We start from the raw sequence: 26,647 nt of genomic DNA on the forward strand, positions 1-26,647 counted from the left end.
CAAGTGAATTGCAAGCTCATTGGCCACCGTCCTGTCCGGACGGCGCCGCAGCCTGGTCACGCAACTGCCGGACCGGACTAGGGCGGAACCATGAATCGTGAATGGGCCAGTGTGCCAATCGGCATCGACGCGGACCGGTGGGTCAGTCGCGGCGGCTGCCGAACCGTTCTAGCGGTCGCGCACACCGTGGTCAGCTGCCAGCGCCTGCTCGACGTCGTCGACCTGATCGAGACCGACCCCCGTGTGCAGGTCGTCTTCACCGTGGCTCCGGACGTCTTCAACCACGGGGTCGACGGCTATCTGCGCGAGCTGGGTGCGCTGGTCGTGCCGTGGGCACAGGCCACCCGGGAGAGTTTCCACCTCGCCCTGGCCGCCTCCTCCGGCGGCCTGACCGAGATCCATGCCCCGGTGGTGCTGATGGCGCACGGCGCCGGTCACGGGAAGACCGCCCGCCCACCGAGCCGGGGCGGCCCGATCGTCACCGATCCCCCGGTCTACGGCCTCGAGCCGCAGGAACTGCTGCGGGCCGGCCGGGTGCTGCCCTCCGCCCTGCTCCTCGCGCACCGGGCGGAGCGGGAGATCCTCCGAAGACAGTGCCCACCGGCGCTGGCCGTCGCCGTGGTCACCGGGGACATCTGTTACGACCGGTTGCTCCTGAGCCTGTCGGAGCGCGACCGCTATCGTCACGCCCTGGGCATCGGCAACGCCGAAAGGCTCGTCGTGGTGAGCTCGACCTGGGGACGGGACGGGTCGTTCGGCGCCGCCCACGACCTGTTGCCGCGCCTGATGACCGGCCTGCCGGCCGGCCGGTACCGGGTCGCCGCGCTGCTGCACCCGGCGATCTGGGCGCACGGCGTGCGGCAGGTGCGCGCGTGGACCGGCGACTGCCGCGCCGCCGGGCTGATCCTGCCCGCACCCACCGAGGACTGGCGGGCGCTGGTCGCGGCGGCGGATCACGTCATCGGTGATCACGGCTCGGTCACCGCGTACGCAGCCGCCGCCGGCCTGCCGACGCTCCGCCTCGACGGGGACTGGCCGCAGCGGTGCGCGCCGGGCACCGCGCAGCACCTGGTCGGGCAGAAGGCCGGCCGGCTGCGACTCGACGACCCGCTGGAGCCGCAACTGCGCGACGCCCGGCCGCTGGACACCGGCGCCGTCGCCGCCCGCGTCACCTCGCACCCGGGGCAGGCCGGCGAACGCCTGCGCCGTGTCCTCTACCGCCTGCTCCACCTGTCCCCGCCGGGCAGGCATCGCCGGGTCGAGCCGGTGCCCGTCCCATGAGGCGCCCGGTGGATCCGTACGTGGTGCGCGACGACACGCCGCTGACCCGACCGGGGCGGGCGACCGGCATGGCCGACGTCCTGATCACCGCGGGTGACGGCCGGCCCCGGTCCGAGCAGTTCGCCGCCCTGTTCGCGCGGTACCCGGGCCTGACCCTCGCCGTCATCGTCACACCCGGCCGCCTCGTCAACGCACGCGCCCGGGACGGCGCCACGGTGGCGGTCCGTCTCGAACCGGCGGTGTCAGTGCGCAGCGCCGCCCTCGCCTTCCACGCCATCTGGGCCGGGCAGACCGAGACCGGCATAGAGACGTGACGCACGGGCCGCGTGCGCGTCGGCGCCGGCCGCATCGCCGCCGAGCCGGACGGCGCGGGCCAGCACCTCCAAGGCCTGCGCCTCCTCGAACGGCGAGCCGAGACCGCGCATTCCGGCCGCGGCGCCGGCCGCCGTCTCCGCCGCCTCGGCGGTTTCGTGCTGGGCCAGGTACGCCCGCGCCAACGCGATCTCGGTGCGCTGCCGGTTGTAGGGGTCGGCGTCGCCCAGCTCACCGAAGATGGCCCGGGCCTCGACCAGGTGGTCGACGGCCTCGGCCGGTGCACCCGTCGCGGTCAGCACCCCGCCCAGCCGAACCAGGGTCAGGGCGGTCCGGCGCGGGTCGCCGGTCGCCCGGTTGGCGGCGAGGAGCCGCCGGTACATCCGGACCGCCTCCGGCTCGCGGCCGGTATCGCGATACAGCGAGGCGAGCCGCTCCTCGGCGTCGATCACGCCGAGCGGGTCGCCGGCGTCCCGGAACGCGGCGACGGCCAGGTGCAGTTGGTCCTCGGCCTCGGACTCCCGGCCGTTTCCCGCGTAGGCGTCGCCGAGCCGTTTACGCATGTCCGCCTCGGCCCAGCGATTCCCCCAGCACCGGGCGGCCGTCACGCCACGCTCGTCGGCGGCGATCCGGTCCCGGCGGTGGGTCCGGTAGAGGAACAACGGCCACAGCACGTCGGACAGGTGCCAGGCCAGGTCGTTCCAGCCGTACGCCAGAGCCATCCGCCCGGCCGCGAGCAGGTTGGGTCGCTCGTGGTCGAGCCAGCCTACCGGCTCGCCGGGCCGGGTGAACGACGGCAGCGCCACGGGCGCACCGGCGTACTCGTACCGGAGCGGGCGGCGGCGGTACGGGGTGATCGCGCGGTCTGCCGCCGCCGCGGCGGCCAGGTACCACTCGATGCCGGCCCGCCGGGCACCGTCCCGTGCGGCCGGCGACTCGTCGGCGTCGAGACGGTGCTGCGCGTGCAGGAGGAGAAGGTCGTGCTGGCGGAAGCGGTCGGTCTCCGGCTCCTCCAGGAGATTGGCCTGGAGGAGCCGGTCGATCGCGGCGCTCGCGCGTTCGGCCGAGCCGCCCACGGCGGCGACCACACCCGGCCCGTGGTCGCGGCCGGGCAGCACCGCGAGCCGCCGGTACACCGCCCGCACGGCGGCGTCGAGCCCGTGGTAGGAGAGATCCAGGGAACCGCGAACGGAGACCCCGTCGACCGTGCGCAGACCGGCCAGGCGATGTGACTCCTCGCCCAGTTCGGCGGCGAGCCGGGCGAGTGGGTGCTTCGAACGCGCAGCGAGCCGGGCGGCGACCACGGACAACGCCAACGGCAGGCCGCCGCAGATCCGGGCGAGTGCCCGGGCCTCGGCGCGCTCGCGGTCGATCCGCTCTGCGCCGAGCGATCGCTCGAGGAGCGCGACCGCATCGTCCTCGTTCCACGGCCGCACCTCGATCTCGGCACCACCGTCGATCACCAGGCCGGCGAGCCGCCACCGGCTGGTGACCAGCACCAGGCTGGGACCGGCACCCGGGAGCAGCACCCGGACCTGCGCCGCCGAGAACGCGTTGTCCAGCACGACGAGCAGGGCCCGGCCGGCGGTCAGCGACCGGAAGCGAGCGCTCTGCTCGGCCACCGTGGCCGGCACCCGCTCGGACGGTACGCCCACGGCGCGCAGCAGAACACCCAGCGCCTCGCCCGGGTCCACCGCGGTGGACTCGCTGTATCCCTGCAGATCCAGGTAGAGCTGGCCGTCGGGGTATCGCGAACTGAGGTCGTGCGCCCACCGCCGGGCCAGCGTCGTCTTTCCCACTCCGCCCGGACCGGTCAGGATCACCGGCGACGCGTCCGTGGCGTTCAGCGCGGCCAGCTCGGCATCCCGTCCGACGAAGATCGTCGGAGGCGCGATCAGCTGGCGCGGTGGTGCCGGCGCAGCCTGATGAACGTGTACCCCGCCGTGGACGGTCGCCGCCTGCACCACCGCCCCGACAACGGTGCCGTCGACGGCGTTGGTGTGCCCGGTCATCGAGGTGGCGTGGACCCACCGAGGTACAGGTTGCCGTTCATCGTGAAGTCCCGGCCCTGCAACAGCGAACCGGTGACGGTGCCGGAATTCTGGTTCACCACCGAGTTTTCGCCCTGCACCTGCTGGCCTACCTGCGCCCACAACGCGCGCAGCTCGGTGTCGAACTCACGGTCCTCGGCGGCGATGCGGTCGATGGATCCGGCCAGGGCCTGCACCCTTTGCGGATCGTCCGGCTGCGCCTGCGCCTCGGCCAGCATCGTCAGCGCCGTGCGGTCGGCGGCGAAGCGGCGGCGCACCAGCTGCACCAGCGCCTGCCAGGCGACGGGCCCGCTCGCGACGGCCATCTCCGCCGTTCGGACCGCGAGCGCCGTCGCCACCGCAACCATGATCGGATCAGCCATGTCGCACTCCCCCAAGCCAGCATCCGCCCATCAGTCTCGCACAGAACGGCAACGGTGCGCATCGATGCGATCTCGCACAGTAACTCGCGGCGCCACCGGACCTGCGTCGGCCGTACTGCGATCTTCGTATCCGGAGCCTGCAGCCGCACGACGACGCGACCGGGGCCGGGCCGGGAGGCTGGGCGCAACGTTCACCGAGGAGTGGAGTGTCGCGCCATGGCAGGCATGCTCAGTCGTCTAGGTCGCTTTTCCTATCGCCGGCGGTGGGTGGTGGTCGCGCTGTGGCTGCTCGCCCTCGGCGGGGCGGTCCTGCTCACCACCCGGGCGGAGGGGCCGGTCAGCGCCCGGGCGACGATGCCGGGAGTCGAGTCGCAGCAGGCGTTCGACCTCATCGCGGAGCGCTTTCCCGGCGCCGCCGCGGACGGGGCGGCGGCGACCATCGTGTTCGTCGCCCCACCCGGTCAGGCGCTGACCTCCGCGGCGAACGCGAAGACCGTCGAGGCGGTACTGGCCACCGTCTCCGGCGGGGCCCAGGTGTCGCGGGTGGTCCCGCCCTCGGCCGACGGGACCATCAGCGCCGACGGTTCGACCGGGTTCGCGTCGGTGTCGTACGGGGTGCCGTCGGCCGAGGTGACCGAGGAGTCCCGCGCCGCGCTGGCCGGCGCGGTGGAACAGGCGCGCGGTGCCGGACTGACGGCGGAGATGTCCGGCTCGGCGCTCAAGACCGGCACCAGGATGAGTGCCATGGAACTCGCCGGTGTCGCGGTCGCCGCGGTGGTGCTGGTGATGACGTTCGGCTCGCTGGTGGCGGCGGGTCTGTCGCTCCTCACGGCCGTCCTCGGGGTGGCCATCTCGTTCCTCGGCGTCTGGGTGGTGGCCGGCCCGCTGGGCATGGCGATCACCAGCGGCATGCTCGCGCTGATGCTGGGGCTGGCGGTCGGCATCGACTACGCGATGTTCGTCGTCTCCCGGTTCCGCGAGGAACGCCACGGCCACGACGACGACGCCGAGCGGGCGGCCGGTCGCGCGGTGGGTACGGCCGGCTCGGCGGTCACCTTCGCCGGGGCCACCGTGGTGATCGCGCTCGCCGGCCTGTCGGTGGTCGGGATCCCGTCCCTGGCGAAGATGGGCCTGGCCGCCGCGGGCGCCGTGGTGGTGGCCGTCCTGGTGGCGCTGACCCTGGTCCCGGCGTTGCTGGGCTTCGCGCCGAACCGGGTGCTGGCGCGGGCGCACCGCCGTGGCGCGGCGCACTCCCCGGCCCGCCGTTCGGTGGCGCGCTCCTGGGTCCGGCTGGTGCTGCGCCGCCCGCTGGTGCTCACCCTGACCGGTGTCGCGCTGCTGGCCGCGATCGCGGTTCCGGCCGTGTCGCTGCAGCTCGGCACGCCCGGGGACGCGTCGCTGCCGGTCACCGAGACCCAGCGGCGCGCGTACGACCTGCGGGCCGAGAGGTTCGGCCCCGGGTACAACGGTCCGCTGACGGTGGTGGTCGACGCGCGGGGTGCCGCGGACCCGCGGGCCGCGGTGGCGACCGTGGCGGACAGCGTCCGGGCCACCGGCGGCGTGGTGTCGGTGTCGAAGGCGACCTTCAATCAGCGGGGCGACACGGCGATCCTCACCGCCGTGCCGTCGACCGGGCCGACCGACGAACGCACCGAGAAGCTGGTGCAGACGCTGCGGGCGGCGCGCCCGGGCGTGCAGGCGGCCGGACAGGTCCGGTACGAGATCACCGGCAGCACCGCGCTGGACATCGACATGGCGGGCAAGACGCGGTCGGCGCTCGTACCGTATGTGGCGGTCGTGATCGGCCTGGCCGTGCTGCTCCTGCTGGTGGTGTTCCGGTCGGTCTGGATTCCGGTCAAGGCGGCGCTCGGCTTCCTGCTGTCGCTGTTCGCCGCGCTCGGCGTCATCGTCGCGGTGTTCCAGTGGGGCTGGGCGGCCGACCTGCTGGGCGTCGAGCAGACCGGGCCGGTGCTGAGCCTGATGCCGATCCTGCTGGTGGGCATCGTGTTCGGGCTGGCGATGGACTACGAGGTCTTCCTGGTGTCGCGGATGCGCGAGGCCCACGCGCACGGCAGTCCGGCGCGCGACGCGATCGTCACCGGTTTCCAGCGGAGTTCGACGGTCGTGGTGGCGGCCGCGGTGATCATGATCGCGGTGTTCGGCGGGTTCGCGGCGGCCGACGAACCGCTGATCAAGATGGTGGGCCTCGGGCTCGCCTGCGCGGTCTTCTTCGACGCCTTCGTGGTCCGCCTGACGCTGGTGCCCGCGGTCCTGCACCTGCTCGGCGAGCGGGCCTGGTGGCTGCCGCGATGGCTGGACCGGGTCCTGCCGCGCGTCGACGTGGAGGGCGAGTCGCTGAACCGGCAGCGGCCGGAGCCGGAGCCGGTGCACGCGCTGAGCGCGCGTTGATCAACCGGGTACCGTCGGTCCGATGAACGTGTTGACCGCGCTGGTCGCGTTCGTCTTCGCCGCCCTCGGCGTGAGCCTCAGCACCGAGGGCATCTTCCGGCCGGCCGAGCTGCTTCCCGGTGCGGTGCTGAGCCTGGTCGCCAGCGTGGCGCTGTTCGCGTCCGTCCGCCACCCCCGGGCCGCGACCGTCGTGGCGATCGGCTGCGCGGCCGCGGCCTGCGCGGCCGGCTACCTGCCGACGCCGTTGCTGCTGGCCCCGCTGATCGGATGCCTGTACCGGCTGACGGTTCTCGCCGGCCCGGCGGCGGACGCCTGGTGGACCGGGATCGCGGTGAGCGCGGTGATCGTGAGCGGAACGCTGGGCGACCCGGACCCGACGCGCGGGTCCCTGCTCCTGCGGACCGTCGGCGTCGCCCTGTGGCTGCTGCCGGCGGTGTTCGCCGGACGGATGACCCATGCCCAGCGGGCGTACCTGCGGATGGTCCAGGCCCGCGCCGAGGACGCCGAACGCGGCCGGGACGACGACGTGCGCCGCCGGCTGAGCGAGGAACGCCTGCGCATCGCGCGTGATCTGCACGACGTCGTGGCGCATCACCTCGCCGTCGCGAACGCGCAGGCCGGGACCGCGGCCCATCTGCTGGCGAAGCGTCCCGAGCAGGTCCCCGAACTGCTCACCGGGCTGAGCGGCTCGACGTCGGCGGCCCTGCGGGAACTCAAGGCGACCGTGGGGCTGCTCCGCAACCCGGGCGACGACCCGCCGGCGGGTACCACGCCGGCGCCCGGCCTCGACCAGCTGCCGGATCTGGTCGAGGGCTGCCGGGGGGCCGGGATCGACGTCTCCGTGGTGTGCGCCGGGACGCCGCGGCGCCTGCCGGCGCTGGTCGACCTCACCGCGTTCCGGATCGTGCAGGAGGCGCTGACGAACGTCACCAGACACGCGGTCCGCCCGGCGGTCACCATCTCGCTGGCGTACGGCGCGGAGGAGTTCTCCGCTCGCGTGGTCAACACCTCGGCCGGCCCCGGTCCCGCGGGAACGGGCGGCTACGGGCTGATCGGCATGCGCGAGCGGGCGCTGGCGGTCGGCGGGTCGGTGCGGGCGGGCCCGGCCGGTCCTGACCGGTACGAGGTCTCCGTCACCATCCCGCTGGCCCCATGGCAGGAAGACCAGGTAGCCCGATGATCCAGATTCTGCTCGCCGACGACCAGGCGCTGCTGCGCTCGACGTTCCGCCTGCTGATCGACTCGTGCGAGGACATGACGGTCGTCGCCGAGGCCGCGGACGGTGCGGAAGCGGCCGAGCTCGCTCGGCGGCTCCGGCCGGACCTGGTGCTGATGGACATCCGGATGCCGGTCCTGGACGGGCTGGCCGCGACGCGGCGCATCTGCGCCACGCCCGACCTGGCGGGCACGCGCGTGCTGATCCTGACCACGTTCGAGACCGACGAGTACGTGGCCCGCGCGCTCGAGGCGGGGGCCAGCGGGTTCCTCGGCAAGGACGTCACGCCGGAGGGGCTGCTCGCCGGAATCCGGACCGTGGTCGGCGGGGAGGCGCTGCTCTCGCCGTCGGCGACCCGCGCGCTGATCGACCGCTTCCTGTCCGGTCCGGGCAGCGCCGGCGGGCCGCCCCGGGGGTCGCTGGCGACGCTGACCGACCGGGAGCGCGAGATCACCGCCCTGGCCGCCCACGGCCTGTCGAACCAGCAGATCGCCGAGCGGCTGGTGGTGAGCCCGTTGACGGTCCGGACGCACATCCACCGGGCGATGACGAAGGTGCGGGCCCGCGACCGCGCCCAGCTGGTCGTCGTCGCCTACCAGCAGGGGCTGGTCCGGGTGCGCTGAGCGGCGGGCATTGACTATCGGGGGGCGCCCGGCCACCCTTCATTCGATGGACATCGATGAATAGTCGCCAGTGAAGGGGCCCGGAATGCGCGTTCGACGGCATCGGAACCGACGTCAGGTCACCGCCACCGGGGTAGCGCTGTCGCTGCTGGCGACGGTGGCGACCGCGCAGGTGGCCGCGGCGCCGGCCGCGGCGGCCGGCGCGCTGACGCTGTCGGTCGACGTGTCCGCCGCGCGGCACCGGATCAGTCCGGACGTCTACGGGCTGAACGGGGCCGAGGCGGCGTTCGCGGCCGAGATCGGCCAGCCGGTGGCGCGCTGGGGCGGCAACGCCAGCAGCCGCTACAACTTCCGGAACCACACCTACAACACCGGTAGCGACTGGTTCTTCGAGAACATCGTGGCCGGGCCGGAGAACACGGTCGAGGCGTTCGTCGAGCGGAACCGGGCCCGCGGCGCCAAGCAGATCGTCACCGTGCCGATGATCGGCTGGGTCGCCAAGGACTCACCGTCGTCGCACCCCTTCGCCTGCGGCTTCCCGGCGACCCGCTTCCCGGAGCAGGACCAGTTCGACCAGTGGGACCCGAACTGCGGCAACGGCCGGCTCAACGACACGAACCTCACCGGAGCGGACCCGGCGGACACCTCCGTCCCGGCGGACGCGGCGTTCGCCGGCGAGATGGTGTCGCATCTGGTGGACCGGTTCGGCACGGCGGCGCGGGGCGGCGTGCGGATCTATGAACTCGACAACGAACCGGTGCTGTGGGCCTCCACCCACCGCGACGTGCATCCCGCCCCGGTCACCTACGACGAGCTGGGCGGCAAGGGTACGGCGACCGCCGCCGCCATCAAGCGGGCCGACCCCACCGCGGCCGTGCTCGGCCCGTCGGGCTGGGGCTACTGCGAATGGATCTCGTCCGGCGTGGACGGGTGCGCGCTCGGTGCCGACGCGGCCGCGCACGGCGGGCTCAACCTCTCCCAGTGGTACCTGAAGAACATGAAGGACTACAGCGACGCCCACGGCGGCCGGCGTTTCCTGGACTACTTCGACCAGCACTACTACCCGCAGATCGGCAGCGGTACGGACCCGGACGCCAACGCGCTGCGGCTGCGGTCCACCCGGTCGTTGTGGGACCCGACCTACGTCGAGGAGTCGTGGATCGGCCCGACCGGCGTGAACGCCCCGCCCCTGCAGTTCATCCGGACGATGAAGGCCTGGATCGCGGATCACTACCCGGGCACCAGGACCGCCGTCACCGAGTACAACTTCGGCGCGCTGGACCACATCAACGGCGCGCTGACCCAGGCCGACGTCCTCGGCATCTTCGGTCGCGAGGGACTGGATCTCGCGACCATGTGGGGCGAGCCCCAGCCGACGCAGCCCGGCGCGTTCGCGTTCCGGATGTACCGCAACTACGACGGCGCGGGCGGCCGGTTCGGTGACGTCAGCGTGTCGGCGGCCAGCAGCGACCAGGGCCGGCTGGCGGTGTACGCGGCGCAGCGCTCCGCCGACCGGGCGCTGACCGTGATGGTCGTCAACAAGACCGGCGAGGACCTGACCGCGCCGCTGGCGATCGCGGGCTCGCGCCGCAGCGGGACGGCGCAGCGCTTCACGTACGGCCCCGCCGACCTGACCTCGATCGTCCGCGGCGACGATCTCGCGGTGACCGGGGGCGCGGTCCAGGCGACCTACCCGGCGAACTCCCTCACCATGCTCGTCCTGCCCCGGCGCTGACGCCCGGTCAGCGGGAGATTCCCAGCATTCTTTGAGGTGGCGAGGGTCCGATCGAGGCGGGCAGGGGCCTATGTTTCCATAGATAGGCTTCAATTCATCCATTGGTACCGATGGGCCGGATTCCCCAGGCCGCCGACACCGGAATCCGTCCTCGCTACCCGAACGACGGGAATGTCATGAAACGCACCACACGCAGAACCGCTGTCGTCGCCGGGCTCACCGCCGGGCTGATGGCCGGACCGCTCGCGGCGGCCGCGGTGGCCGCGCCGACCGCCACGATCACCCTCAACGGGTCGAGCGCCACCGTCTCCGGCAGCAACGTGACCGTCTCCGGCGGGGCGGTCACCATCACGGCGCCCGGGTCCTACGAGATCCGGGGCACGCTGAACAACGGCTCCGTGACGGTGAACACCGCCGCCGCCGGCGCGGTCGAACTCATCCTCAACGGCGCCTCGATCACCAACGCGAGTTCGTCGGCGCTCCACGTGGCCAGCGCCGACGCGGTCACCGTGACGCTCGCGGCCGGGACGACCAACGCGCTCACCGACGCCACCACCTACACCAACCCCGACGAACCGGACGCCGCTCTGTTCAGCACGGCGGACCTGACCATCGCGGGCACCGGCGCGCTGACCGTCCGCGGCAACTACGCCGACGGCATCGCCGCCAAGGACGACCTGGTCATCCAGTCCGGCACGGTCACCGTCAACGCCAAGGACGACGCCATCCGGGGCAAGGACTCGCTCACCGTCAACGGCGGCACCGTCAGCGCGACCTCGACGAGCGGCGACGGGCTCAAGTCGAACGACGAGGAGGCCGGCAAGGGCGTCGTCACCATCACCAACGGCACCGTCTCGGTCGCCGCCGGCGACGACGGGATCAAGGGACAGAACGCCCTGAACATCTCCGGCGGCACGATCAACGTCACCCGGTCGTTCGAGGCTCTCGAGGCCCTGGAGCTGACGATCAGCGGCGGAACGCTCAACGTGGTGTCCACCGACGACTCGATCAACGCCGCCGAGGAGGGCCTCGACGAGTTCGCGGTGTCCACCAAGGCGTTCATCAGGGTCAGCGGCGGCACCATCATCAGCGACTCGGGCAAGGACGGCTACGACTCCAACGGCACGCTCACCTTCACCGGTGGCACCGTGGTGGCCAACGGCCCGACCAGCGGCGCCCGCGGCGGCGACGGCGCGTTCGACGCCAACGGCACGACGTTCCTCAACGGCGGCACGGTGCTCGGTGCCGGCATGACCTCCATGGCCGTCCTCGGCACCCGGGTGCCGACCAACGGGCAGGGCTGGGTGGCACCGGTGTTCCCGACCAACCGGGCGGCCGGCACGATCGTCCACATCGTGTCCGGCACCACCGTGCTGGCGTCGTACCAGGCGCCGAAGAGCTTCTACGAGGTCGTGTTCTCCTCCACCAGGATCACCAACGGCCAGGCCTACGACGTCTACACCGGCGGCAGCGTGAGCGGCACCAGCACCGGTGGCCTCTACTCCGGCGGCAGCATCGCCGGCGCCACCAAGGCACTGACGGTCACGGCCGGCGTGTACGGCCGCGCCCGCCCGTAGGGACCCGGACCGTCCGCCCGGCAGCAGGTGTCGTCGCCGGGCGGACGGCCTTCCCCCAGCCGGCCGCGGAACGGGCTTGACCCTGACGCTGCGTCAACCCTGCATGCTGACGCCATGAGCATTCCACCGGCAACCCCGCAGGCCGAACACCCCGCGATACGGGTACGCGGCCTGGCGAAATCGTTCAAGGATCTGCAGGTGCTGCGCGGCGTCGACCTCGACGTGGCCCGCGGAAGCATCTTCGCCCTGCTCGGCTCCAACGGAGCGGGCAAGACCACCCTGGTGAAGATCCTCTGCACCCTGCTCCGGGCCGACGCGGGCAGCGCGGAGGTCAACGGGTTCGACGTCGCGGCGCGGGCCGCCGACGTCCGCGAGTCGATCAGTCTCACCGGTCAGTTCGCGGCGGTCGACGAGATCCTCACCGGCCGGGAGAACCTCGTCCTGGTCGCCCGGCTGCGGCACCTCAAGGACGTCGGCGCGATCGCGGACGGCCTGCTGCGGCGCTTCTCGCTGACCGAGGCGGGCGCCCGCCGGGTGGCGACGTACTCCGGGGGCATGCGCCGCCGGCTGGACATCGCGATGAGCCTGATCGGGAATCCGCCGGTGATCTTCCTCGACGAGCCGACCACCGGGCTGGACCCGGAGGGGCGCATCGATGTCTGGCGGGCCGTCCAGGAACTCGCCGAGGGCGGCACCACGGTGCTGCTCACCACCCAGTACCTCGACGAGGCGGAACACCTGGCCGACCGGATCGCGATCCTGCACCAGGGCCGGATCCTGGTGAACGGCACCCTCGAGGAACTCAAGCGGCTGCTGCCCCCGGCCACGGTCGAGTACGTCGAGAAGCAGCCCACCCTGGAAGACGTCTTCCTCAGCCTGGTCGGCACCGCCGCGAACGGAGAACAGCGATGAACCGGCACTTCCTCGGCGACACCGCGGTGCTGCTGGGCCGTTCGCTGCGCCACATCGCGCGCAGTCCCGACACCATCATCACCACGGCGGTCACGCCGGTCGCCATGCTCCTGCTGTTCGTGTACGTCTTCGGCGGGGCGATCCAGACCGGATCCGGCTCGTACGTGAACTACCTGCTACCCGGCATTCTGATCATCACGATCGCCTCGGGGATCTCGTACACCGCGTACCGGCTCTTCCAGGATCTGCAGGGCGGCATCTTCGAACGGTTCCAGTCCATGCCGATCGCCCGGGCCGCCGTGCTGTGGGCGCACGTGCTCACCTCGCTGGTCGCCAACCTGATCTCGCTCGCGGTGATCGTGCTGGTGGCCCTGGCGATGGGCTTCCGGTCCGGGACCGGCGTGCTCGGATGGCTCGCGGTGGCCGGCATCCTGGTGCTGTTCACGCTGGCGCTCACCTGGCTCGCCGTGATTCCCGGCCTCACCGCGAGTTCGGTGGACGGCGCGAGCGCGTTCGCGTACCCGCTGATCTTCCTGCCGTTCATCAGCTCGGCCTTCGTGCCCACCGAGTCCATGCCGGGTCCGGTACGTGCCTTCGCCGAGCACCAGCCGGTCACCTCGATCGTCAACACGATCCGGGCCCTGTTCGCCGAGCAGCCGGTCGGCTCCGGCATCTGGACCGCCCTCGGCTGGTGCCTCGGGCTCCTGGTCCTGGCCGTCACGTTCGCCGTGATCACCTACCGTCGCCGCATCAACTGAGCCAGGATCAGACCATGCTCACGATCGGGCAACTGGCCGCGTACGCCGGCGTCACGGTGCGGGCGGTGCGGCACTATCACCAGATCGGGCTGCTGCCCGAGCCGGAACGGGACACCTCGGGCTACCGGAAGTACGGCGCGCCGGCCGTGGTGCAGCTCATCAAGATCCGCACCCTGGCCGACGCCGGCGTGCCGCTGGCGCAGGTCGGCCGGATGCTCGAGGCCGACCCGGCGACCTTCGCCGAGGCGGTGGAACGGATCGACGCCCAGCTGCGCGACGAGATCGACCGGCTGGCGGCGAGCCGCCGGCAGGTCGCCCGGCTCACCGCCGGGGACAGCCTGGTCCTCCCGCCGCCGGTGGTCGCGTATCTCGACCGGCTCCGGGAGATCGGGACGTCCGACCGGATACTGGCGGGTGAGCGGGACGGGTGGATCCTGATCGCGGCCCGCTGGCCCGACCAGGTCCTGGAGTGGATGCCGGACAAGATGGCACAGCTCGACGACCCGCGGGTGGTCCGGCTCTACCAGCTGCTGTCGGAGATCGTGGACGCCGACGTGGTGGACGACCCGCGCGTGACGGAGGTGGTCGACCTCATGGTGGAACTGGCGGAGCAGGCGGAGGCCGCGGGCGTCATCGACGTACACGAGACGGGGCAGGACGACGACATCTCCTTCGCCCTGCTGGACGACCTGGCCGACGCGGCCGACAAGCGGGCGGAGCGGATCCGCGAACTGATGCGCGAGCGCGGCTGGGACGGCTGGACCCGGACGCAGCGGGTCAAGGAGCCGCCCGGCTGAGGGCGGGACGCTAGATCGAGATTCCGCCGTCCACCGGCACGACGCTTCCGGTGATGTAGCCGGCTTCCTCGGAGGCCAGGAAGGCGGTGGTGGCGGCGATCTCGCTGGGCGCCGCGAACCGCCCGAGCGGGATGGCGGCCTCGAGTTCCTGGCGCTTGTCCTCGGGAATCGAGCCGATCATCCGGGTCTCGGCGTTGGGTGAGATGGCGTTGACGGTGACCCCGAACGACGCCAGCTCCTTGGCCGCGGTCCGGGTGAAACCGATGATGCCGGCCTTGGCGGCGCCGTAGTTCGCCTGCCCGATGTTGCCGCGCAGGCCGGTGTACGACGTCACGTTGATGACGCGGCCGTACCGCTGCTCCCGGAACACCGGAACCGCGGCGCGGGTCAGCCGGAAGGTGCCGCCCAGGTGCACGTCCAGCACCTCGGCCCAGTCCTGGTCCGACAGCTTCCAGAGCCGGCGGTCGCGGAGGATGCCGGCGTTGTTCACGATGATGTCCAGCCGGCCGGCGGCCGTGCGCACCCGGTGCACCAGATCATCGACGGCTTCGGTGCTGGTGACGTCGCAGGCGATGCCGACCGCGCCCATTTCCGCGGCGGCCAGCGCGACCTCGTCGGCGTCCGCGTCGACCAGGAACACGGTCGCCCCGGACCGGTGGAAGAGGCGGGCGAACTCGAGTCCGAGCCCGCGCGCCGCTCCGGTCACGATCGCGGTTCTGCCCGCGAAGTCGAACGTCAGGTTCGGCAACTGCGGATCCTCCCAAGGCTAGAGCAGATCCTCGGCCGCGTCCTTCAACGTGGTCAGGACGCGGCGGGTCTGCGGCGTGTCGGGCAGCAGGGCGAGGAGCAGCGGAGCGGTCGAGAAGGTCGACTGGTGCACCATCAGGCGGCGAACCCAGTCCATGCCGGCCGCCAGTTCGGCGACCGGGTCGGTCGTGCCGCCGCCGCGTACCCAGTTTCCGAGCGCGGCCCGGTGGATCGCGTCGATGAGGGCGGCGAGCGCCACCGACTGGAAGGACGGGGCGTCCGGCGGGAGCCGGTCGCGCAGGAAGGACCGGGTCAGCGCCACGTACCGCTCGTGTTCGATGACCTCCCGCTTGCGCAGCTCGGGCACCACCCGGGTCAGCTTGTACCGGCGGAGGACGAGTTCGGGCCGGCTGAGGAAGTCCCGCAGCGACTCCTCGGTGGCCGCGATGACCGCGTCCACCGGGTCGGTGTCCGGGCCGGCCTCCAGGAGACACCGTTCGACCAGCCCGAGGCGTTCGGTGTGGTCCGGGAAGACGAGTTCGTCCTTGCTCTCGAAGTGCCGGAAGACGGAGCGGCGGGACACATTGGACGCCTCCGCGACCGCTTCGACCGTGACGTTCGCGTACCCCTCCTTGAGGAACAGGGCCATCGCCGTTTCCGAGATCCGGTACTTGGTCTCGAGTATTCTCCGCGAAGTCACCGACAGGTGCCCTCTCTCACCGCTTCGCCGGGTCGGCATCGGCCGGGCTGCGGCGCGACGAACTGCGGCGCAGCCGGCGGGCCAGCCATTGGTGTCGAACGGTACCCCAGATGCCACGGCGGAACAGCAGCACCACCAGGACGAAGACCGTTCCGGTGACCAGGTCGATGCCGGAGAAGCCGGACGAGGCGAGGTAGTCGGCCAGCATCACGGCCAGGAACGCACCGAGGATGCCGCCCCACAGCGTGCCGATGCCGCCGAGCACCGTCATCAGCACCACCTCGCCCGAGGTGCTCCAGTGCAGCTCGGTCAGCGCGACGAAACCGTGGTTGATGGCGAACACCCCGCCGGCCAGGCCGGTCAGGCCGGCGGAGAGGACGAACGCCATGACCTTGTACTTCTCGACCTCGTAGCCGAGCGCCCGGGCCCGCTGGGTGTTGTCGCGGATCGACACCAGGACCCGTCCGAACGGCGAGTGCACGATCCGCCAGGCCGCCCACATGCCGAGCAGCAGGATCGGCAGGGCGGCGTAGTAGAAGTAGAACGACTCGGTCTCCACCAGGTCGATGCCGAAGAACGACCGCGGTACGCCCTGCAGCCCGTTCTCGCCGCCGGTCAGGTCGCTCCACTGGTACGCGACGAAGTAGACCATCTGCGCGAAGGCCAGCGTCACCATCGCGAAGTAGATCCCGGACCGGCGGATCGACAGGTACCCGAGGGGGACGGCGAGAATCATCGCGAACACCGCGCCGCCGACGACGGCCACCGGGAACGGCACGCCGTAGTGCGTGGCGACCAGGCCGGTGACGTACGCCGAGCTGCCCCAGAACGCGGCGTGGCCGAAGGAGAGCAGGCCGGTGAAGCCGAGCAGGATGTCCAGCGCGATCGCGAACAGCGCCATCGCCACGATGTCCATCGCCACCGGCGGATAGACGAACCAGGGCAGCGCCAGCGCCGCCACCAGGCCCACGGCCAGCAGGGCCCAGCGTAACCTCGGGTCGCGTCCCGCGACGGGGGTCCCGGTCACGGTGACCGGGGCCTCGGTCTCCACGGACTGCGTCATGCGGTCGCCTCCTTGCGTCCGAACAGCCCGGCCGGCCGGACCAGGATGATCAGGGCCATCAGGACGAAGATGAAGATCTGCGCGAACGTGGGGGCGTACGCCTGCCCGAACGCCTCCACCAGGCCGACCAGGAAACCGGCGACCACCGCGCCGACGATCGACCCGAGCCCGCCGATGACCACGACCGCGAACAGGATGATCGCGAAGTTGTTGCCCATCTCCGCGGTGATCGCCCGGAACGGCGCGGCGAGCACGCCGGCCAGGCCGGCGAGCGCGACCCCGAAGCCGAAGACCGGCGTCACCCAGCGGCCCACGTTGATGCCCAGGGCACGGGCGAGGTCGGGCTTCTCGGTCGACGCCCGGACGATCATGCCGACCCGGGAGCGCGTCATCACCAGCCAGACGAGCACACAGATCGCCAGGGAGAACAGCAGGACGAACAACTGGTAGCGCGGCAGCACGACGCCGGCCAGGTCGAACCGGCCCTGCAGCGGACCCGGCAGCTCGTACGGCAGTCCGGAGACGCCGTACCGCTGCTTGACCAGCTCGACGAGGACCAGCGTGAGGCCGAAGGTGAGCAGGAAGTTGTAGAGCGGGTCGAGCCGGAGCAGCCACTGCACGAGCAGCCGCTCCACCGCGACGCCGAACCCGAACATCAGCACCGGCACCACCAGCAGCGACCACCACAGCGAGAGGTCGAGGGTGTCGAGCAGGACGGCCGCGGCGACCGCGCCGAGCATGTAGAACGCGCCATGGGCGAAGTTGACCACGCCCAGCACGCCGAAGATGACCGCCAGTCCCAGGGCGGCCAGCGCGTAGAAGCTGCCGGCCGCCAGTCCCTGTACGGCGTACTGAAGCACTGCGTTCATGAGTTCGGCCCACCACTCACATCGAGCAGCCGGACGCCTCGGCGGGAGGGAACGCCTTCGCCGCCGGAATCGTGGTCACGATCTCCTCGTAGTCCCACTCCTCCTTCACCTCCGCCGGCTTCTTGACCCGGGCCAGGTACGCGTCGTGGACGACGGAGTGGTCCTTGGCGCGGATCTCGCCGTTGCGCAGGAAGGCGTCGTTGACCTTCTTGCCCTCCAGCTTGCCGACGACCGCGTCGGCGTCGTCGGTGCCGGCCGCCTGGACCGCCTCCAGGTACTGCAGCGCCGCGGAGTAGTTGCCGGCGTGCTCGAACGTCGGCCGGGTCCCGGTCTCCGCCTTGAACCGGTCCGCCCACGCCCGCGCCTCGGCGTCCATGTTCCAGTACCAGGCGTCGGTGAACATCGTGCCGGCGAACTGGTCCACGCCCAGCGAGTGGATGTCGGTGATGAGCATCAGCCCGACCGCCAGCTCGACGCCCTTCTCCTTGAGTCCCGACTCGTTGAACTGCTTGACCAGGTTGATCAGGTCACCGCCCGCCTGCATGGTCCCGATCACGTCGGGATTGGTGCTGCCGGCCTTGGTGAGGAAGGTCGCGAAGTTCTCGTTCGGGAACGGGGTCGGGATGGTGCTCTGCACCGTGCCACCGGCCCGCGTGATCGCGTCGCTGAAGGACTTGGTCATGTTCTGCCCGAACTCGTAGTCCGGGTAGATGATCGTCCAGTTCTTGCCGCCGTTCTCGGTGACCGTGGTGCCGGTGCCGTTGGCCAGCATGTAGGTGTTGTACGCCCACTGGAAGGTGTACTTGTTGCACTGCGCGCCGGTCAGCGCGGTGGTCGCCGCGCTCACGTCGAGGAACAGCTTCTTGTGGTTCTTCGCCTGGTTGGCCACGGCCAGGGCGGCCGACGAGGTGGGCACGTCGAGGATGACGTCCGCGCCCTGCCGCTCGTACAGTTCCGAGGCCTTGGTGTTGGCGATGTCCGGCTTGTTCTGGTGGTCGGTCGACGTGACGTCGATCTTGTCGACGACCGCCTGGTCGCCGTACTTCTTCTGGAAGTCGGCCACGGCCATCTTGACCGCCTTGACGGAGTTCGGGCCGGACGCGTCCTTGTAGACGCCGGACTGGTCGTTGAGCACCGCCAGCACCAGCTTGTCCCCGGAGAAGTCGCCTCCCGATCCCCCGGGTCCGCCCCCGCCGCAGGCCCCGAGCAGCAGTACCGCCGTCATGGCCGAGGCACCGGTGCGCATTCGTCTGCTTGTCATGGTGGCTCTCCTCAGTCGTATCCGTGTGTCGCGTTGCCGATCGAGAGGTCAGATGCCGAGGTGCTTGAGGAGTTCACCCTCGCGGCGCCGGAAGTCGGAGCTGTCCAGGGACTCGACGATGCGGCCCTGGCTGAGCAGGTAATGCCGGTCGGCCACGGTGGCCGCGAACTTGACGTTCTGCTCGATGAGCAGCACGCCGGCGCCGGTGGCCTTGATCTCGCGGATGATCGCGCCGATCCGGGCCACGATCACCGGGGCCAGTCCCTCGGAGGGCTCGTCCATCAGCAGCAGACGGGCACCGGTCCGCAGCACCCGCGCGATGGCCAGCATCTGCTGCTCCCCGCCGGACAGCGTGGTGCCCGACGCCTTGCGCCGGTCGGCGAGGACGGGGAACGCCTCGTAGACCCGGTCCAGCGTCCAGGCCCGGTCGGAGACCCTGGGCGGGAGAAGCAGGTTCTCCTCCACCGTGAGGCCGGCGTAGATGCCGCGGTCGTCCTGGACCCAGCCCATGCCGGCGCGGGCCCGCTGGTGTGCCGCCATGCCGGTGACGTCGCGGCCGAGGAAGCGCACGCTCCCGCCCGCCTGCCGGTGCAGGCCGATCAGGCATCGCACCAGAGTGGTCTTGCCGGCGCCGTTGCGTCCGGCCAGCGCGACGACCTCGCCCTCGCCCACCCGGAGGTCCACCCCGTGCAGCGCCTGCGCCAGGCCGTACCACGCCTGCAGATTCGTGACCTCAAGCATGGTCGGCCTCGCCCAGGTAGGCGGTGATCACCCGTTCGTCGGTGCGGACCTCGTGATAGGGGCCCTCGGCCAGGATCCGGCCCTGTTGCAGGACCGTCACCCGGTCCGCCAGGCTGCCCACCACGTGCATGTTGTGGTCGACGAGCACCACGGTGCGGCCGGTCGCGATGCGACGGATCAGCTCGATGGTGCGGTCGACGTCCTCGACGCCCATCCCGGCCGTCGGCTCGTCGAGCAGCATCACCGGTGGGTCCAGCGCCAGCGCCAGGGACAGTTCCAGCGCGCGCTTCTGCCCGTAGGCGAGCAGGCCGACCGGCTTGTCCGCCAGCGGCATCAGCCCCACCTGGGTGAGCAGTTCCTCCACCCGGGCCCGGTTGCGGCCCAGCAGCTTCTCCGACCGCCAGAACCGGAATCCCTGCCTGGTCAGGCCCTGCAGCGCGAGTTCCACATGCTCGCGGCCGGTCAGCGTCTCGAAGAGGCTGGTGATCTGGAACGACCGGGCCACGCCCCGGCGCGCGACCTGCTCGGGCGGCTGGCCGGTGACGTCCTCGTCGAACACCGTGATCGCCCCGGAGGTCGGGGACACGAAGCCGGTCAGCAGATTGAACAGGGTGGTCTTCCCGGCACCGTTGGGGCCCACCAGCGCGTGCACGCTGCCTTCGCGGACCTCCAGGTCGACCGAGTCGACCGCGCGGAAACCCCGGAACACCTTGGTCAGCGCCCGCGTGCGCACCGCCACCCGGGCGTCCGGCGAGGTCACCACGAACACCTGAAGCTCTCGGCGCGGCCGGGATCGCCCGAGCGGTACCGGGGCCAGCGCGGGTACTCGCAGAGCGGGCGCGTCCGGCCGTCCCTGCTGTCCACCGCCACCGGCTCGACCGGCGGCCGCCCCTCCTCGACCCACTGTTCCAGCGCGGACAGCGAGTCCCAGGTGGCGGCGAACGCGGGCGCACCGAAGTTGGCGTGGTTCGCGCCCGGCACGAGGTGGTACCGCATGAACTGGTGGGTCTGCCGGGCACCGACCTGACCGAGCACCCGCCGGTAGTAGTCGTTCGTCGACCGGTGGGAGACCAGTTCGTCCGCGGAGCCGTGCATCAGCAGCAGCCGTCCGCCGGATCGCGCGAAGGGACGGAGGTCCGCGTCGTTGCGGTCCTGGATGGTGGAGAGGTGACTGATCCGGGGCAGCCATTTCCCGGGCCGCCGCGGGTCGATCTCGAGGGAGTTCTGGCCGGGGTCCCGGGTCAGGAAGTACTTCACCCACTGGTCCCAGTACTGGAACCCGTACGCACTCGTCGCCGGCATCGGGTTGGCGGGCGCGGACGTGCCGAAGCCGAGATACGGGGTGCGCATGTCGGCCCCGGACAGCAGCGGGAAGCCGGGGTAGTACCGCTCGCCGCTGGCGATGCGGTACGGCCAGCTGAACGGTGTGGACGCGGCGGTCACCGCGGCGATCTGCGGGTCGGAGAGACAGGCCGGCCCGGTGTCGGCGCCGTCGGGGCAGCGGAGCACCCGGGGGTCGAAGTGGCAGCCGCGGTCGTTCGAGATGATCTTGTCCGCGATCCCGTCGCGCGCGTCGCAGGCCGCCATGACGCTGTCGTACAGCAGGGTCTGCTTGTCCGGGCCGGGGAACGCGCCGGGCCGGGACATCACCCGCGCCAGGTGTCCGAGGTGGAGGATCTCGGCCAGGTTGTTCCAGGCGGGGTAGGCGGAGATGACGCCGTCGAAGGCGTCCGGCCACCGTTGCGCGACGACCAGAGCCTCGCGACCGCCGGTCGAACCGCCCGCGAAGTAGGCCCGGGCCGGGCCGGCCCGGTAGCCGCGACGGATGAGGTACGTGGCGGCGTCGTGCGTCTTCTTGAGCGCGTCGCCGGCGGCGAAGTTCCGCAGTGCCTCGTCGTTCACGCCGAACGACCCGTCCAGGGACCCGGTGGGACCCGCCTGGTGGCCCGCGTCGCTGGCGTACGTCGCGTATCCACGGGCCAGGGGCGCCGCCCGATCGGGACGGCCGAACGGCACGTTCTGCGTGACGGCGGGAATCGTGCCGTTGAAACCGCCACCGCCGAACATCATCGTGTCCCGGTTCCAGTCGGCCGGCATGGCGATCTGCAGCCTGATGTCCGGAGCGGACGGATCGATCGGCGAGAGCGCCGCGCGCACGTCGCAGTACTCGACGGTCGCACCGCTCACCACCTGGGTCGTCACGGCGGCCGACTGCACCCGGCCGCCGCGGGTCGGCAGGCTGGTCGCCGACGGCGGGATCCGCACCGCCGCCAGCTCCGCGCACCTGGGGGCCGGACTGACCGCGGCGGCGGGCCCGGGCCCGAGCAGCGCCGTCGCACTGATCACCGTGGTGACCACCGTCAGCCAGGCCGGGAGCCGCCTCGAACTCCCCTGGAATCGCCGCACCGGACTCATCGCGAACCCCCTGGACTAAAGCACGCCGTGCCGCCAATCCAATCTTGGAAGGCACTGAGTGCCAGTCACTGTGCCATGCGTCACACCTGGTCGCAAGAGCTACGCATGGAAATGTTGCGATGCTGTTGCCGGGAACGCCGCCGCGCCGGCCGCCGTCCGGAAGGGTCCGGAATCGGCAGGGCCGGCGCGGCGGTAGCGACGTCAGGCGGGACGGGTGGTCGCGGCGGTTCCGCGCCCGGCCGCCGGCGATGCGTTCAGTCCCGGCCCGGCGGCTCGGGTGGAGGCGGCCGTCCGGCGCAGGAACAGCGCCAGCACGACCTCGGAGAGGCCGACGAGCAGACTGCTGACGCCGGTCAGGACGACGAGCGTCGTCAGCGACAGGTCCGGCACCAGGACGAAGACGATGCCGGCCGCCACGGAGAGCAGGCCGGCGGCGATGAGTCCGGCCCGGGCCGGACCGGTCTGCTGGAGGCCGAGCACGACACCGGTGATCCCACTGAGGATCCAGGTGACCGCGAACAGCAGGGCCAGCACCGTGAGGCGGCTGACGAGATCGCGCAGGCAGACCAGGCCCGCGATGAGCACGACGACGCCGACGATGCCGGACAGCAGGTGATGGACGATGGACCCGCCACTGCCGGGCAGGAAGGCGGCGATGATCCGGGCGAGGCCGGCCATCAGCAGCCACCCGCCGGCGATCAGGGCCATCACCCGCAACGAGATGTCCGGCCAGATCAGCACCGCGGCGCCGAACACCACACCGAAGATGCCGGTGGCCAGGACCACTCCCCAGGGGACCGGGAGTGACTGGAGTTCCTCGGTGGTGCTCCGCCAGCCGTCCGCCGTACCCTGGCCCGGTTCTTCTGCTGTCCCGGTCATACCGACCTCCTCCGGCCCGTGCTCGTACGGTGCGGGCGCGACCGCCATGCCGAGCAAACCCCGGCGCCGGGGGCGCGGTCATCATCCGCGGCGAAGGACCCGGCCGGCGCTCAGCCCGGGGCGCGCTCGTCCGGTGGGCGGGGCAGCCGCGACTCGACCCGCTGCCCGGGAATCCGCTCCTGCTCCCGGGCGAGCAGGCCGAGCGCGCGGACGTCGGCCGCCACGGGCCGGCTGCGGTCGACCGCGCGGGGCCACAGCCGCGCCCGGTGCACCGCGGCGACCTCGGCCGCGAGCACCAGCGCGAGGCTGAGCAGGTACAGCAGGGTGAACATCGCAGCCACGGTGGCGAACGCGCCGTAGATCGGGCCGGCCCGGCGGACCAGGCCGGGCAGCACCGCCGCACCCAGCTCCAGCGTGAGGGTGACCGCCACCGCGCCCGGTACGGCCGCCGGCCACAGCGCCCGCACCGGCGCCGGGCGTTCCAACAGCAGTCGCGCGGCCAGCAGCAGAACCGCGCAGGCGGTCACGCCCTCCCCGGCCACCAGCATCATCCGGGACACCCCGGGCCGGCCCGGATGGGCCGCGGCGATCACCGCGAGGGAACCGACCGTCACCGTCCCGGCCAGGACGAGCGCCAGCGCGGCCACCGTGCGTACCGGGCGCCACGGGGTGAACGTCCGCAACCGGTACGGGACGGCGGCCAGGTGGTTGAGCGTGCGGGCCGCCGCGAGGACCACACCGGCGCCGGAGAGGACCAGGCCACCCAGCGCCACCGCGACGGCCACCGGCGCGGTCGGCAGGGAGGCCACGGCGTCGGAGACGGTGGACTGCAGCGACGGCGGCACCATGGCCGCCACCACGCGGTGCCGCAGCGGCGGCCGCTGGTGCAGGACCCGCACCACGACGGTCTGGGCGAGCAGCAGTGCCGGGAACATGCTGAGAAACCCGTAGTACGTGATCAGCGCGGCCTCCCGGCCGCCGTCGTCGTCGGCGTACTTGCGGACCACCGCGTACGCGAAGCCGAGCACCGGACGCCGCTGCTGGAAGCGGTCCAGCCGTTGCACGATCCGGCTCACGCCGGTCATGGCGTCATGGTCACCGCGCCGGCCGGGGCGGTACCTCGCCCCGGGTCGGCGGCTCGGCGGCCGGCGTCGTCCAGGTGGCGCCGGTACGCGCCCGGTACGCGACGACCGCCTCGTCCAGGGTCGCGAAGTAGTGCGCCTCGTCCACGGCGGCGGTCAGGCCGTACCGGTCGATCTTGCTCCGGACCGGGTCCTTGAGTTCGGCCCAGACGAGCGCCGTCCCCTGGGCGTCGAGTTCCTGCACGAGCACCGCCAGCATGTCCGCCGCGGTGGTGTCCACGTCGGTGACCGGTTCCGCCGCCAGCACGATCCAGTCCGGCCGCGGTTCGGTGCGGGCGAGCCGCCGGATCTGGTCCCGGAACACCCGGGCGTTCGCGAAGATCAGCGGGGCGTCGAAGCGGAACAGCACGAGCCCCGGCAGCAGTTCGGCGTCCGGGTACGAGCGCACGTCGTGGTAACCCGACACGCCCGGCGCCCGGCGCAGCTCCGTCTGGTACGGCCACCACACCCGGCGGAACACGTTGAGCACCGACAGGCCGACCGCGACCCCGATGCCGGGCAGGACCCCGAGCAGGGCCACGCCGAGGAACGCCGCGATCGAGACGAGGAACTCCAGGCGCCGCCGCCGCCACAGCCGGACCGTGCCGGGGAGGTCGGCGAGAGACAGCGATGCGGCGATCACCACCGCGGCGAGGGTGGGCTGCGGCAGGTCCCGGAGCAGACCGGGGGTCAGCACCAGCATGGTCAGGATGACGGCGGCGCCGACGATCCCGGTCACCTGGGTACGGGCACCGGACTGCGCGGCGACCGCGGTGCGGGAGCCGCTGGTGCTGACCGGGAAACCCTGGAAGAAGGACGCCGCGACGTTGGCCGCACCGACGCCGATCATCTCCTGGTCGGCCCGGATCTCCTGCCCGGTACGGGCGGCGAACGACGACGCGGTCGAGATCGTGTCGGCCAGTGACACGATCGTGATGCCCACCGCGCCGACCAGCAACAGCACGAGTTGGGACCAGGAGGCCCGCGGCACGGTGAACGGCGGGAAACCGGCCGGCAGCGGACCGACGAGTTCCACACCGCGCTCGCCCAGGTCCAGAATCCAGGTGGCGGCGATCGCGGCCACCACGGCGAGGAGCACCGCCGGCACCTTGGGCAGCCACCGCTGCAGCACCACGATGATCGCCAGGGTGAACAGGCCGACCGCGCACGCGGCCGGCACGGCCTCGCCGGCCGCCAGCCCGCGCAGGAAACCGGACGCCTCGCTGACCAGCCCGTCGCCGTCCACCGAGAACCCGAACAGCTTGGGCAGCTGGCTGACGAAGATGGTCACCGCGAGACCGTTCATGTAGCCGATCTGGGTCGGCTTGGACAGCAGGTCGGCGACGAACCCGAGCTTCGCGATCCCGGCCGCGGTCATGGTCAGGCCGACCAGCAGCCCGAGCATCGAGGCCAGGCCGACGGCCACGGCCGGGTCGCCACCGGAGCCGATGGTGGCCACGAGCACCGCGGCGATCATCGGCCCGAGCGAGGAGTCCGGTCCCACCACGAGAATCCGGGAGGGGCCGAAGACGGCGTAGCCGAGCAGGCCGAACACCGTGGTGTACAGGCCGGTGATCGGCGGCAGGCCGGCGAGTTCGGCGTACGCCATGCCCTGCGGCACCAGCAGGCTGGACAGGACCAGACCGGCGACGAGGTCCTTGGGCAGCCACGCCCGGCGGTAGGTCGCCACCGTCCGTACGCCGGGCATCCACCGGCCGGGACCCCCGGGACCGGCGCTCGCGGGTCCGCCGGCCCCGCTCACCGTCGGCTCCAGCGGGGGCCGACGACCAGCCATTCCGTCTCCCAGGAGCGCAACCGGCGCCGGTCGAGGCGCCAGACGAGGATCCGCCGGGTGACGACCAGGGCGGCGACCAGAGTAAGCGCCGCCATCGTCGCGGCCACCCAGGCGTCCAGGGTGGGACTGCGGCGCACCGGCGGCCGCACCACCGTTCCCCGGTCGTCGACCCAGACGGTCACCGCGTCGCCGGCCGGCGTGCCCCCGGCGGCCGGCACCGATCCCGTGCGGACCGTGCCGTCCGCTCCGGTCCAGCGGGCCGGCACCGAAACGGTGTCCGGGCCCGGCGGTGCCTCGGCGCCGCCGGGTACGAGGTCGGGGGCGTCCTCCAGCAGAACGGCCGTCACCGGCCGGTGATGCTGTTCCTCCCACGCCATGGCGCGCATCCCGGACCGGTAGGTGGTGTGTGCCACGTGTCCGGCCAGCCACGGCGCGACGATCAGCGTTGCCAGCACCACCACCAGCGTCAGCCAGGCCTGGACCGTGTCCGAACCGCGGCGCAACGGATTCCGGTTCCACGGCATCCGGCTGGCGATGCGCCTGGAGCACATGCGGCCTCCCCTGTCATGAGTCGCCGTAGGCGCCTGCGGCCTCGGCACCGTGCGCGGCCACCGCGTAGATGACGACGGCGGTCATTCCGATCGCGGTGACCGACCACACCGGATGGACGTCCAGGAACGCGAAGTTGACCAGCGCGGACGTGCCGGCCAGCAGGACCGCGAGAAGCCGCGCCCAGCCGCGCCCGCGGACCAGTCCGACCCCCGCGACGACCGCGACGGCACCGATCCCGATGTGCCACCAGGCGAGCGTGGTCAGCCCGACCGGCAGCAGCAGGTCGGCGCGGCCCGCGGTGAGCACCTCGGGCCGGGCGAGCGCCACCAGGCCGGTGCCGACGTGCACGGCGCCCAGCATGACCAGCATCAGTGCGCCGAGCAGAACCCAGGCGATCCACGCGGTCGCCTCGCTGTGGTCGACACCGGTGTACGACTCACCCGGCGCCGGAGCGCTCTCGGACATGGTGTC

The 26,647-nt window shown here is 72.0% G+C and carries 25 protein-coding genes; 10 read left to right on the forward strand and 15 right to left on the reverse strand.

What is annotated here, in order from left to right:
• The first annotated feature begins 90 nt into the window (after nt 1-90).
• Nucleotides 91-1,281: a hypothetical protein gene (locus LDL48_RS00955; protein WP_225253007.1), complete on the forward strand. Its 1,191-nt coding sequence runs from the start codon at nt 91-93 to the stop codon at nt 1,279-1,281.
• Entirely contained in the window at nt 1,278-1,595 is a 318-nt protein-coding gene (locus tag LDL48_RS00960) for a hypothetical protein (RefSeq protein ID WP_225253008.1), read from the forward strand. The genes LDL48_RS00955 and LDL48_RS00960 overlap by 4 nt, the downstream gene beginning before the upstream one ends.
• Here LDL48_RS00960 and LDL48_RS00965 read toward each other — a convergent pair.
• Both LDL48_RS00965 and LDL48_RS00970 read right to left on the reverse strand, forming a co-directional pair.
• Nucleotides 1,524-3,605, reverse strand: coding sequence for a tetratricopeptide repeat protein (locus tag LDL48_RS00965; protein WP_225253009.1), 2,082 nt, complete (start codon nt 3,603-3,605; stop codon nt 1,524-1,526). The two genes, LDL48_RS00960 and LDL48_RS00965, sit on opposite strands and share 72 nt — an antisense overlap.
• Nucleotides 3,602-4,006 (reverse strand): hypothetical protein, encoded by a 405-nt coding sequence (locus tag LDL48_RS00970; protein ID WP_225253010.1) that lies wholly within the window; start codon nt 4,004-4,006, stop codon nt 3,602-3,604. The genes LDL48_RS00965 and LDL48_RS00970 overlap by 4 nt, the downstream gene beginning before the upstream one ends.
• Before the next feature lie 225 nt (nt 4,007-4,231).
• Here LDL48_RS00970 and LDL48_RS00975 point away from each other — a divergent pair, with 225 nt between their 5' ends.
• The 8 genes from LDL48_RS00975 (at nt 4,232) to LDL48_RS01010 (ending at nt 14,033) form a co-directional block, all read left to right on the forward strand.
• Complete coding sequence (locus LDL48_RS00975; protein WP_225253011.1) at nt 4,232-6,415, forward strand: MMPL family transporter; 2,184 nt, start codon at nt 4,232-4,234, stop codon at nt 6,413-6,415.
• 22 nt (nt 6,416-6,437) lie between these two features.
• Nucleotides 6,438-7,595: a sensor histidine kinase gene (locus LDL48_RS00980; RefSeq protein ID WP_225253012.1), complete on the forward strand. Its 1,158-nt coding sequence runs from the start codon at nt 6,438-6,440 to the stop codon at nt 7,593-7,595.
• Entirely contained in the window at nt 7,592-8,254 is a 663-nt protein-coding gene (locus LDL48_RS00985) for a response regulator transcription factor (protein WP_225253013.1), read from the forward strand. The genes LDL48_RS00980 and LDL48_RS00985 overlap by 4 nt, the downstream gene beginning before the upstream one ends.
• 85 nt (nt 8,255-8,339) lie before the next feature.
• Nucleotides 8,340-9,989: a glycoside hydrolase family 44 protein gene (locus tag LDL48_RS00990; RefSeq protein WP_225253014.1), complete on the forward strand. Its 1,650-nt coding sequence runs from the start codon at nt 8,340-8,342 to the stop codon at nt 9,987-9,989.
• Nucleotides 9,990-10,165: 176 nt separating this feature from the next.
• Nucleotides 10,166-11,566 carry a carbohydrate-binding domain-containing protein gene (locus tag LDL48_RS00995; RefSeq protein ID WP_225253015.1) on the forward strand — a complete coding sequence of 467 codons (1,401 nt, stop codon included), beginning with the start codon at nt 10,166-10,168 and terminating at the stop codon, nt 11,564-11,566.
• A gap of 114 nt (nt 11,567-11,680) precedes the next feature.
• Nucleotides 11,681-12,478, forward strand: a complete 798-nt coding sequence (locus tag LDL48_RS01000; protein ID WP_225253016.1) for an ABC transporter ATP-binding protein — start codon at nt 11,681-11,683, stop codon at nt 12,476-12,478.
• Nucleotides 12,475-13,236: an ABC transporter permease gene (locus LDL48_RS01005; protein ID WP_225253017.1), complete on the forward strand. Its 762-nt coding sequence runs from the start codon at nt 12,475-12,477 to the stop codon at nt 13,234-13,236. The genes LDL48_RS01000 and LDL48_RS01005 overlap by 4 nt, the downstream gene beginning before the upstream one ends.
• A gap of 14 nt (nt 13,237-13,250) precedes the next feature.
• Nucleotides 13,251-14,033, forward strand: coding sequence for a MerR family transcriptional regulator (locus tag LDL48_RS01010; RefSeq protein WP_225253018.1), 783 nt, complete (start codon nt 13,251-13,253; stop codon nt 14,031-14,033).
• 10 nt (nt 14,034-14,043) lie between these two features.
• Here the strand turns inward: LDL48_RS01010 and fabG are convergent, their stop codons facing one another.
• The 13 genes from fabG to LDL48_RS01075 form a co-directional block, all read right to left on the reverse strand.
• Nucleotides 14,044-14,781 (reverse strand): 3-oxoacyl-ACP reductase FabG, encoded by a 738-nt coding sequence (gene fabG, locus LDL48_RS01015; protein WP_225253019.1) that lies wholly within the window; start codon nt 14,779-14,781, stop codon nt 14,044-14,046.
• A gap of 18 nt (nt 14,782-14,799) precedes the next feature.
• Complete coding sequence (locus LDL48_RS01020) at nt 14,800-15,480, reverse strand: TetR/AcrR family transcriptional regulator (protein ID WP_225253020.1); 681 nt, start codon at nt 15,478-15,480, stop codon at nt 14,800-14,802.
• Between the two features lie 16 nt (nt 15,481-15,496).
• Nucleotides 15,497-16,543, reverse strand: coding sequence for a branched-chain amino acid ABC transporter permease (locus LDL48_RS01025; protein WP_308016415.1), 1,047 nt, complete (start codon nt 16,541-16,543; stop codon nt 15,497-15,499).
• Nucleotides 16,540-17,412, reverse strand: a complete 873-nt coding sequence (locus tag LDL48_RS01030; RefSeq protein WP_225253021.1) for a branched-chain amino acid ABC transporter permease — start codon at nt 17,410-17,412, stop codon at nt 16,540-16,542. The genes LDL48_RS01025 and LDL48_RS01030 overlap by 4 nt, the downstream gene beginning before the upstream one ends.
• A 16-nt stretch (nt 17,413-17,428) precedes the next feature.
• Entirely contained in the window at nt 17,429-18,673 is a 1,245-nt protein-coding gene (locus LDL48_RS01035; RefSeq protein ID WP_225253022.1) for an ABC transporter substrate-binding protein, read from the reverse strand.
• A gap of 48 nt (nt 18,674-18,721) precedes the next feature.
• Nucleotides 18,722-19,414: an ABC transporter ATP-binding protein gene (locus tag LDL48_RS01040; RefSeq protein WP_225253023.1), complete on the reverse strand. Its 693-nt coding sequence runs from the start codon at nt 19,412-19,414 to the stop codon at nt 18,722-18,724.
• Nucleotides 19,407-20,174, reverse strand: a complete 768-nt coding sequence (locus LDL48_RS01045) for an ABC transporter ATP-binding protein (RefSeq protein WP_225253024.1) — start codon at nt 20,172-20,174, stop codon at nt 19,407-19,409. The genes LDL48_RS01040 and LDL48_RS01045 overlap by 8 nt, the downstream gene beginning before the upstream one ends.
• Nucleotides 20,171-21,829: a tannase/feruloyl esterase family alpha/beta hydrolase gene (locus LDL48_RS01050; protein ID WP_225253025.1), complete on the reverse strand. Its 1,659-nt coding sequence runs from the start codon at nt 21,827-21,829 to the stop codon at nt 20,171-20,173. Before LDL48_RS01050 ends, LDL48_RS01045 begins: the two co-directional genes overlap by 4 nt.
• Nucleotides 21,830-22,030: 201 nt before the next feature.
• On the reverse strand, nt 22,031-22,708 hold the full coding sequence (locus tag LDL48_RS01055; RefSeq protein ID WP_225253026.1) for an HdeD family acid-resistance protein: 678 nt from the start codon (nt 22,706-22,708) through the stop codon (nt 22,031-22,033).
• A gap of 110 nt (nt 22,709-22,818) precedes the next feature.
• Entirely contained in the window at nt 22,819-23,793 is a 975-nt protein-coding gene (locus tag LDL48_RS01060; RefSeq protein WP_225253027.1) for a YhjD/YihY/BrkB family envelope integrity protein, read from the reverse strand.
• Nucleotides 23,794-23,803: 10 nt separating this feature from the next.
• Nucleotides 23,804-25,537, reverse strand: a complete 1,734-nt coding sequence (locus tag LDL48_RS01065) for a SulP family inorganic anion transporter (RefSeq protein WP_225253028.1) — start codon at nt 25,535-25,537, stop codon at nt 23,804-23,806.
• A 50-nt stretch (nt 25,538-25,587) separates the two neighbouring features.
• Nucleotides 25,588-26,175 (reverse strand): Rv1733c family protein, encoded by a 588-nt coding sequence (locus LDL48_RS01070; protein WP_225253029.1) that lies wholly within the window; start codon nt 26,173-26,175, stop codon nt 25,588-25,590.
• A gap of 13 nt (nt 26,176-26,188) precedes the next feature.
• Nucleotides 26,189-26,641 carry a DUF7144 family membrane protein gene (locus LDL48_RS01075; RefSeq protein WP_225253030.1) on the reverse strand — a complete coding sequence of 151 codons (453 nt, stop codon included), beginning with the start codon at nt 26,639-26,641 and terminating at the stop codon, nt 26,189-26,191.
• Nucleotides 26,642-26,647: the final 6 nt, after the last annotated feature.

Source organism: Jidongwangia harbinensis (genome assembly GCF_020216025.1).
GTDB lineage: Bacteria > Actinomycetota > Actinomycetes > Mycobacteriales > Micromonosporaceae > Actinoplanes > Actinoplanes harbinensis.